Annotated in this window: 9 protein-coding genes and 1 pseudogene; 3 read left to right on the top strand and 7 right to left on the bottom strand. The window is 71.3% G+C overall.

The window, feature by feature from the left end; all coding sequences use genetic code 11:
• Positions 1–114: 114 nt before the first annotated feature.
• From ACFVZW_RS29265 to katG, 4 genes are all read right to left on the bottom strand, one after another.
• Positions 115–1,134: a hemolysin family protein gene (locus tag ACFVZW_RS29265; protein ID WP_384527339.1), complete on the bottom strand. Its 1,020-nt coding sequence runs from the start codon at positions 1,132–1,134 to the stop codon at positions 115–117.
• On the bottom strand, positions 1,131–2,471 hold the full coding sequence (locus ACFVZW_RS29260) for a hemolysin family protein (RefSeq protein ID WP_384527337.1): 1,341 nt from the start codon (positions 2,469–2,471) through the stop codon (positions 1,131–1,133). Before ACFVZW_RS29260 ends, ACFVZW_RS29265 begins: the two co-directional genes overlap by 4 nt.
• Positions 2,472–2,552: 81 nt before the next feature.
• The gene (locus ACFVZW_RS29255; RefSeq protein WP_384527334.1) at positions 2,553–3,053 is read right to left on the bottom strand and encodes a GNAT family N-acetyltransferase; all 501 of its coding nucleotides are present in this window, start codon (positions 3,051–3,053) and stop codon (positions 2,553–2,555) included.
• A 131-nt stretch (positions 3,054–3,184) separates the two neighbouring features.
• Entirely contained in the window at positions 3,185–5,404 is a 2,220-nt protein-coding gene (gene katG, locus ACFVZW_RS29250; RefSeq protein WP_384527331.1) for a catalase/peroxidase HPI, read from the bottom strand.
• A gap of 230 nt (positions 5,405–5,634) precedes the next feature.
• Here katG and ACFVZW_RS29245 point away from each other — a divergent pair, with 230 nt between their 5' ends.
• Positions 5,635–6,045, top strand: coding sequence for a Fur family transcriptional regulator (locus ACFVZW_RS29245; RefSeq protein ID WP_376441981.1), 411 nt, complete (start codon positions 5,635–5,637; stop codon positions 6,043–6,045).
• Between the two features lie 16 nt (positions 6,046–6,061).
• Here the strand turns inward: ACFVZW_RS29245 and ACFVZW_RS29240 are convergent.
• Positions 6,062–6,603: pseudogene (locus ACFVZW_RS29240) on the bottom strand (LLM class flavin-dependent oxidoreductase).
• Positions 6,604–6,650: 47 nt separating this feature from the next.
• Here ACFVZW_RS29240 and ACFVZW_RS29235 point away from each other — a divergent pair.
• Entirely contained in the window at positions 6,651–6,878 is a 228-nt protein-coding gene (locus tag ACFVZW_RS29235; RefSeq protein ID WP_384527327.1) for an antitoxin, read from the top strand.
• The gene (locus tag ACFVZW_RS29230; protein WP_376441973.1) at positions 6,875–7,246 is read left to right on the top strand and encodes a fic family toxin-antitoxin system, toxin component; all 372 of its coding nucleotides are present in this window, start codon (positions 6,875–6,877) and stop codon (positions 7,244–7,246) included. The genes ACFVZW_RS29235 and ACFVZW_RS29230 overlap by 4 nt, the downstream gene beginning before the upstream one ends.
• Before the next feature lie 12 nt (positions 7,247–7,258).
• On the opposite strand, the gene ACFVZW_RS29225 is transcribed toward ACFVZW_RS29230, so the two are convergent.
• On the bottom strand, positions 7,259–7,924 hold the full coding sequence (locus ACFVZW_RS29225) for a class I SAM-dependent methyltransferase (RefSeq protein WP_384527324.1): 666 nt from the start codon (positions 7,922–7,924) through the stop codon (positions 7,259–7,261).
• Between the two features lie 76 nt (positions 7,925–8,000).
• On the bottom strand, positions 8,001–8,189 hold the full coding sequence (locus ACFVZW_RS29220) for a VOC family protein (RefSeq protein WP_384527321.1): 189 nt from the start codon (positions 8,187–8,189) through the stop codon (positions 8,001–8,003).
• Between the last annotated feature and the right edge of the window lie 167 nt (positions 8,190–8,356).

Raw genomic sequence — 8,356 nt, 5'->3', positions numbered from 1 at the left:
TTCTCGCCCCCACCACCACCGCGCCCGCCCACATCCTGCGTGGTTGGGGGTGGCGCGCCCCCCCCGCGGGCCCCCGGCCCGCTCCCGCCCCGCGCCCACCCCGGACCCTCAGCGTTACGGAGCCGCAGGGCGCCCGACCAGCTCCCGCAGGACGTCCTCCATCGTGACCAGGCCGGTCAGCTTCCCGTCCTCGTCCAGGACCGCCGCCAGGTGCGTACGGCTGCGGCGCATCGCCGTCAGTACGTCGTCCATCGGCGTGGCCGCCCGGACCCGGGCGATCGGCCGCATGGCCGCGACCGGGAAGGGCAGGTCGCGCGGTGTCGCGTCCAAGGCGTCCTTCACATGCAGATAGCCCAGGATCCGGCGGCCCGTGTCGACCACCGGGAAGCGGGAGAAGCCCGACGCGGCGGACAGCTCCTCCAGCTCCTCCGGCGTCGTGCCGACCGCCGCGTACACGACCCTCTCCACCGGCATGACCACGTCCCGCACCGGGCGGCGGCCCAGTTCGAGGGCGTCGTGCAGACGCTCCGCCGTGCGGTCGTCGAGCAGACCGGTGACGCCCGCGTCGGTGACCATCCTGGCCAGCTCGTCGTCCGAGAAGGTCGCCGAGACCTCGTCCTTGACCTCCACCCGCAGCAGCTTCAGGATCGCGTTGGCGAAGGCGTTGATCGTGAAGATCACCGGACGCAGCGCCCGGGCGATCGCCACCAGCGGCGGGCCGAGGATCAGCGCCGAGCGGGTCGGCTCGGCCAGCGCGATGTTCTTCGGGACCATCTCGCCGAGCAGCATGTGCAGATAGGTCGCCACGGCCAGCGCGATCACGAACGAGATCGGGTGCACCAGGCCGTGCGGCACGCCGACCGCGTCGAAGACGGGTTCGAGCAGATGCGCGATGGCGGGCTCGGCGACGATGCCGAGCACCAGGGTGCACAGCGTGATGCCGAGCTGTGCCGCGGCGAGCAGCGCCGAGACGTGCTCGAGACCCCAGATGACGCTGCGCGCCTTCCGGTCCCCGGCCTCGGCCGCGGGCTCGATCTGACTGCGGCGTACGGAGATCAGGGCGAACTCCGCGCCGACGAAGAAGGCGTTCACGACCAGGGTCAGAAAGCCGATCAGTAGCTGGATCGCGATCATCGGCCCGTCTCCCCGGTCTCCTGGGACCCCTCGCCGGACGGCGCGTGCATCAGCACCCGCGCGGCCCGGCGCCCGGAGGCGTCCACCACGTCAAGCTCCCAGCCGGCCAGCTCCACGCTGTCGCCGACGGTGGGGATCCGCCCCAGGGCGGTGGCGAGGACACCCGCCAGGGTCTCGTACGGTCCGTCCGGCACCCGCAGGCCGATGGCCTCCAGCTGGTCGGTGCGCGCGGCGCCGTCGGCGGACCAGAGCTCACGCCCGTCCGCGTCCACGCCCGCCCGCGCGAGGTCGGGCGTCTCGTGCGGATCGTGCTCGTCGCGCACCTCGCCGACGACCTCCTCGACGATGTCCTCCAGCGTCGCGACGCCGGCCGTACCGCCGTACTCGTCGATGACGACCGCCATCGTCTGCTTGCCGGACAGCCGGTCGAGCAGCCGGTCGACGGTCAGGGTCTCCGGGACGAGCAGCGGCTCGCGCAGCATGTCCCCGATGCGGCGGCGGGGCCGCTCGTCGGCCGGTATCGCCAGGACGTCCTTGATGTGGGCGATCCCGACCACCGCGTCGAGGCTGCCCCGGTAGACGGGGAAGCGGGACAGGCCGGTGGCGCGGGTCGCGTTGGCGACGTCCTCCGCGGTGGCCTGCACCTCCAGGGCGGTGACCTGGACGCGCGGGGTCATCACGTTCTCCGCGGTCAGCTCGGCCAGGTTCAGCGTCCGCACGAACAGTTCGGCGGTGTCCGCCTCCAGGGCGCCCTCCTTGGCGGAGTGGCGGGCCAGCGCGACGAGCTCCTTCGGGGAGCGCGCCGAGGCCAGCTCCTCGGTCGGCTCCATGCCGAGCCGTCGCAGGATCCGGTTCGCGGTGTTGTTGAGGTGGCTGATCAGCGGCTTGAAGGCCGCGGTGAAGACCCGCTGCGGTGTGGCGACCCGCTTGGCGATCGCCAGCGGCGAGGAGATCGCCCAGTTCTTCGGGACCAGCTCGCCGACGACCATCAGGACGACGGTCGACAGGGCGGTGCCGATGACCAGAGCGACCGAGGAGGCGACGGACGAGGAGATGCCGAGGTCCTCCAGCGGACCGCGGATCAGCTTGGCGATCGAGGGCTCGGAGAGCATGCCGACGATCAGGTTGGTGACGGTGATGCCGAGCTGGGCGCCGGAGAGCTGGAAGGTGAGCGACTTGACGGCCTTGAGCGCGCTCGCCGCGCCCCGCTCGCCCCGCTCCACCGCCTGTTCGAGCTCGGACCGCTCGACCGTGGTGAGCGAGAACTCGGCCGCGACGAAGGCACCGCATGCGAGCGAGAGCAGCAGCGCCACCACGAGCAGGAGCACTTCGATCATCGGTTCACCTCCGTCCCATGGTCAGTCACGGGCAGAGGGATCGCGCGCTTGGTACTGGGAGGCTCGCCCATGGGCGGACGCTCACACCTTTCGATCGTGCGGGAAGGAAGAAGTACTCATGGTAAAGGACGGGCAAAGCTGCTCTCCCCCGCGGGGGATGGCAGGCAGCGGCTTCACCCAGCGGGTCCACTGCTGCTCCGGGCCGTACTCCGCCGCACGCCAGGCGTGCTGCCCGAGTTCGTTGTGGTCGAGGACCATGGCGTCGGCCCGCCGCCCGCCGAGCCGTACGAAGCGCTCCTCGGCCGCCGCGAGCAGCGCCCCGCCCACGCCCCGGCGGCGGTGGTCCGGGTGGACGGCGAGCCGGTAGAGGTGACAGCGCCAGCCGTCGAAGCCGGCGATCACCGTGCCGGCGAGCTCGTCGCCGCGCTCGGCGAGGACCAGGGCCTCGGGGTCGCGGGCCACGAGCCGCTCGACCCCGTCCCGGTCGTCGCTGATGCTGGTGCCCTCGGCGGCCACCTTCCAGAAGGCGAGGACGGTGTCGAGGTCGGCCGGGGTGGCGGTCCGGATGCGCGGTTCGGTCATGATCCGCATCCCACCACCGGTTCCGGCCGCCGTCGACCGTGTTTCGCCATACGGGCGGACAGCAGTCCAGGCCTGCCCGAAGGGGCAGGCCTGGACGTCACGGCCGGGGACTCAGGGCCGGGGCTTCACGATCAGACGAGGTCGAACCGGTCCAGCTCCATGACCTTCGTCCACGCGGCGACGAAGTCGTTCACGAACTTCTCCTTCGCGTCGTCGCTCGCGTAGACCTCGGCGAGCGCGCGGAGCTCGGAGTTCGAGCCGAAGACCAGGTCGGCACGGGTGCCGGTCCACTTGACCTCGCCCGCCGCGTCGCGGCCCTCGAACTCGTCCTGAGCCGAGGACGTCGACTTCCACGTCGTGCCCAGGTCGAGCAGGTTGACGAAGAAGTCGTTGGACAGCGTGCCCGGCTTGTTCGTCAGGACGCCGTGCTTGGACTGGGCGTGGTTGGCACCCAGGACACGGAGGCCACCGACGAGGACCGTCAGCTCGGGGGCGCTCAGGGTCAGCAGGTTCGCCTTGTCGAGCAGCAGGTACTCGGCCGGCAGGCGGTTGCCCTTGCCGACGTAGTTGCGGAAGCCGTCGGCGGCCGGCTCGAGCGCGGCGAACGACTCGACGTCCGTCTGCTCCTGCGTGGCGTCGACACGGCCCGGCGTGAACGGCACCTCGACGTCGAAGCCGCCGTCCTTGGCCGCCTTCTCGACGGCCGCGGAGCCCGCGAGCACGATCAGGTCGGCCAGCGAGACCTGCTTGCCGCCCGCGGAGTTGAAGGACTCCTGGACGCCCTCGAGCGTACGCAGCACCTGCGCCAGCTCGTCCGGGTTGTTGACCTCCCAGTTGCGCTGCGGCTCCAGGCGGATGCGGGCGCCGTTGGCGCCGCCGCGCTTGTCGCTGCCGCGGAAGGAGGAGGCCGCGGCCCAGGCCGCGGAGACCAGCTGGGTGACCGTGAGGTCCGAGCCGAGGATCCGCTCCTTGAGGGAGGCGATGTCCGCGGCGTCGATCAGCTCGCCCTCGCGCGCCGGCAGCGGGTCCTGCCACAGCAGCACCTCGGAGGGGACCTCCGGGCCGAGGTAGCGCACGACCGGGCCCATGTCGCGGTGCGTCAGCTTGTACCAGGCGCGGGCGAAGGCGTCCGCGAACTGCTCCGGGTTCTCGTAGAAGCGGCGCGAGATCTGCTCGTAGACCGGGTCGAAGCGCAGCGACAGGTCGGTGGTGAGCATGGTGGGGCGGTGCTTCTTCGACGCGTCGTGGGCGTCGGGGATGATCTCCTCGGAGTTCTTCGCCACCCACTGGTGAGCACCGGCCGGGCTCTTGGTGAGCTCGTAGTCGTACTCGAAGAGGTGCTTGAAGAAGTCGTGGCTCCACTGCGCGGGCGTGGTGGTCCAGGTGACCTCGAGGCCACTGGTGATCGCGTCGCCGCCCTTGCCGGTGCCGTACGTGTTCGCCCAGCCGAGGCCCTGGGCCTCGAGCGGCGCGGCCTCGGGGTCGGCGCCGACGTTCTCCGCCGGGCCGGCGCCGTGCGCCTTGCCGAAGGTGTGGCCACCGGCGATGAGGGCGACGGTCTCCTCGTCGTTCATCGCCATGCGGCGGAAGGTCTCGCGGATGTCGCGGGCCGCGGCGATCGGGTCCGGGTTGCCGTTGGGGCCCTCGGGGTTGACGTAGATGAGGCCCATCTGGACCGCGCCGAGCGGGCTCTCCAGCTCGCGGTCACCGGTGTAGCGCTCGTCGCCGAGCCAGGTGGTCTCGGGGCCCCAGTAGACGTCCTCGTCGGGCTCCCACACGTCGGCGCGGCCGCCGGCGAAGCCGAAGGTCTCGAAGCCCATCGACTCCAGGGCGACGTTGCCGGTGAGGATCATGAGGTCGGCCCAGGAGATGGACTGGCCGTACTTCTGCTTGACCGGCCACAGCAGGCGGCGGGCCTTGTCGAGGTTGCCGTTGTCCGGCCAGCTGTTCAGCGGCGCGAAGCGCTGCTGGCCGGCGCCGGCGCCGCCGCGGCCGTCGCTGATGCGGTACGTACCGGCGCTGTGCCAGGCCATACGGATCATGAGCGGGCCGTAGTTGCCGAAGTCCGCGGGCCACCAGTCCTGCGAGGTGGTGAGGACCTCCGCGATGTCGCGCTTGACGGCCGCGAGGTCGAGGGCCTTGAACGCCTCGGCGTAGTCGAACTCCTCACCGAGCGGGTTCGCCACGGCGGGGTTCTTGGCAAGGATCTTCAGATTGAGCCGCTCCGGCCACCACTGGCGGTTTCCGCCGCCCTGGGTCGGGTGCGCGGCACGCGCGGTGTGCGCGACCGGGCAGCCACCCGCTCCCTCGGCTTTCGCGTCGGTGACGACTGCATCGTGGTTCTCGGACATGGGAATCCTTCCGGACGGGGCGGATCGCGGTGCTCGGCCGAGGCGACCCCGGAGGTGGTTGTGTCACCCGACCGGAGCCATCTTGTCCCTTGGCTATTGCCGGAATAGATCCTACGATAGACAGAGTCCAAGTCAAGAAGAACGCCAACTCTCTATCCCATCGGAAGCCTGACGTCCCTTGGTGAACGTCGCGTGTCCCGCCGAAGTCCGAGCTGAATGGGTGAACCGACATGAGCGACCTGCTGGAGCGACTGCGTGGGCGTGGCTGGCGGATGACCTCGCAGCGGCGGGTCGTCGCGGAGGTCCTCGACGGCGACCACGTGCACCTCACGGCCGACGAGGTGCACGTCCGCGCGGCTCAGCGGCTGCCCGAGATCTCCCGGGCGACGGTCTACAACACCCTGGGAGAGCTGGTCTCCCTCGGCGAGGTCATCGAGGTCTCCACCGAAGGCCGCGCGAAGCGCTACGACCCGAACGCGCACCAGCCGCACCAGCACCTGGTCTGCGCCGGCTGCGGCACCATCCGTGACGTCCACCCGACCGGCGATCTCCTGGCCGACCTCCCGGCGGAGGAGCGGTTCGGCTTCGCGGTGTCCGAGGTCGAGGTCACCTACCGAGGACTGTGCCCCTCCTGCGCCTAGCGTGCCCGGGGCCGCGTCAGCCCGTGCGCAGCTCCTCGATCACCGGTCCGAACGTCTCCATGGCGTCGTCCAGGACCGTGAGATACGAGAACCCGTACCGCGCGCTGCTCGCGCAACTGGTCGGCGATCTCCCGCACGCTGCCGATGGCGAGCAGGGGGAGTTCCAGCACCTGCTCCTCGCTCAGATGCGACACCTACGGCAGGAAGACCGCCACCGCCGCGGCCCGGTCCTCGGTCACGACGACCCGCTGGAGCAGCAGATTCAGCTCGGCCGGAGCGAAGCGGTCGGCCCCCGGTCAGGGCGGCCGTCGTGGTGACCTCGCGGGCCGGCAGGGCCGGATTCCAGAAACCCGCGTCGAGTACGAAGGTCCCCACGCGCGGCCGGGTCGTGGCCTCGGCCGCGGCCACCAGGGCGGGGAAGGGGGCGGGCATCCCCAGATGGTCCGGGACGAGGATCAGGTCGTAGCCGAGATCCTCGGCGCGGCGGCAGCGTGCGCGCCACTCCTCGCCGGTCCCGGGCGTCAGCATGGTGACCGCGAAGCGGAACGGTAATGCCATGGCGGCTCCCCTTGTCGGTGCTAGCGCACCGGCGCTAGCGTGGTCGTGTGGCCAAGACTCAGCTGAACGTACGTGTGGACGAAACTACCGCCGACACGGCCCGCCGACGGGCACAACAGCGCGGAGTGAGCGTCAACCGCTATATCGAGGAGCTCGTCCAGCAGGACGCGGGCGAGTCGGGGCGGGCCTTCGTCGAGGCGGCCGCCGACTTCATGAAGCAGTACGAGGGCGTGTTCGCCGAGGAGTTCGCCTCGGAGCGTGACCGCACCGCATGAGCCTCACGGTCGACATCTCCTGGCTGCTCATGGTCGCCGAACACCAGACGCCCGGCGACCCCCAGGTCACCGACTGGGGCGCGCTCGTCGCCGCGGTCGGCCGGCACGACGCCGAGATCTTCGGCGTGCCCGTCTACAGCGACCCGCACGCCCGCGCCGCCGCCCTGCTCCAACTCCTGCTGCACATCCCTGCCTTGGAGCACTCCAACGCGATGTTCGCCTCCGCCGTGGCCTACGGCTATCTCGTCGCCAGTGGTCTGAAGGTCGTCACCTCGCCCGAACAGGTCCGCGATCTGGCCCGCCTGGTCAAGAAGGGCGAGGCCGACGTCCGCGTCATCGCCGCCGAGCTGCGTCAGTGGAGCCGCTGAGCCGACAGCCCCTCAGATCCGTCGTGCCGAGCCCAACACGCAGTACGAGGAGGGGAGTCGGGTCCCCTTCTCCGGCACGGTGAACGCGCGGTACGTGATCGGTTCGAACCCCGCCGCCTCGATCGCCGCCAGTGGATCGCGCGCCGTGTGGCAGCCGCCGAACAGCAACGGCCACACCGTGCGGTCCAGGGCGCGCTGGGTCCGCGCCATCCCGGGCGTCGGCGCCAACCCGTGCTCGAAGAAGCGCAGTTCACCACCCGGGCGCAGCACGCGGTGCAGCTCGGCGAGCGCCCTCGGTACATCGCGTACCGTGCACAGCACCAGCGAGGCCACCGCCGCGTCGAACGCCTCGCTCTTCACCGGGAGCGCCTCCGCCGCACCGGGCACCACATCCACCGGCACATCGGCGCGCAGGGCGGCATCGGCCGCCAACGTCCGCAGATGGCGCTCGGGTTCGATGGCCACGACCTCGGACACGGTGCCCGGATAGTGCGCGAAGTTCAGCCCGTTCCCGGCGCCGATCTCGATGGCCCGGCCGGACAGGCCGGTCAGCAGCTCCGTACGCAGGGCGCCGATGCCGCCCTTCGTATCCGCGGAGACGCTGAACCGCGCGTAGAAGCGCGCGAAGAGGGGATGGTGGACGGCGTCCCGGGGGACCCGGGTGGAACGCGCGGACATACGCGGACCTCCTCCTCCGACGCTCGACGGCGCAGACACGGACGGACGGGAGGATTCTGCCCGCGTACCGCCCTTCTCAGCCCGACACGAAGCAGAACTCGTTGCCCTCGGGGTCGCGCATCACCTGAAAGGCCCCTTGCGGGTCGGTGACGATGCCACCGACGCGGGACGCGCCGAGGGCGGTCGCCTCGTCGGCCGCCGCGTCCAGCTCGGGCGCCTCCAGATCCAGATGGAGCCGGTTCTTGGCGACCTTGCCCTCGGGCACCTGCTGGAAGGCAACCCGTACGAAACCGGGCGGTGCGACGTACGACCAGTCGGGGGGCCGGGGGGGCGGGCCCGCCCCGGGGGGGGGGCCGGGCGCGCCCCCGCGCGGCGGCGCCCGGGCGGGGGGGGGCTGGGTGTGGGCGACCCGGGCGGGCGGGGGCGGAGGGG

The sequence above is a fragment of the Streptomyces sp. NPDC059567 genome (genome assembly GCF_042735655.1).
Taxonomy (GTDB): Bacteria; Actinomycetota; Actinomycetes; order Streptomycetales; family Streptomycetaceae; genus Streptomyces.
The sequence above is the reverse complement of the archived record's forward strand: the minus strand, read 5'-3'. Positions and strand labels throughout refer to the sequence as shown.

Coding starts and splice junctions, on each gene's coding strand:
- ACFVZW_RS29225 (WP_384527324.1), bottom strand. CDS start 7,924: ATGTCCGCGCGTTCCACCCGGGTCCCCCGGGACGCCGTCCACCATCCC.
- ACFVZW_RS29260 (WP_384527337.1), bottom strand. CDS start 2,471: ATGATCGAAGTGCTCCTGCTCGTGGTGGCGCTGCTGCTCTCGCTCGCA.
- ACFVZW_RS29265 (WP_384527339.1), bottom strand. CDS start 1,134: ATGATCGCGATCCAGCTACTGATCGGCTTTCTGACCCTGGTCGTGAAC.
- katG (WP_384527331.1), bottom strand. CDS start 5,404: ATGTCCGAGAACCACGATGCAGTCGTCACCGACGCGAAAGCCGAGGGA.
- ACFVZW_RS29230 (WP_376441973.1), top strand. CDS start 6,875: ATGAGCCTCACGGTCGACATCTCCTGGCTGCTCATGGTCGCCGAACAC.
- ACFVZW_RS29245 (WP_376441981.1), top strand. CDS start 5,635: ATGAGCGACCTGCTGGAGCGACTGCGTGGGCGTGGCTGGCGGATGACC.
- ACFVZW_RS29255 (WP_384527334.1), bottom strand. CDS start 3,053: ATGACCGAACCGCGCATCCGGACCGCCACCCCGGCCGACCTCGACACC.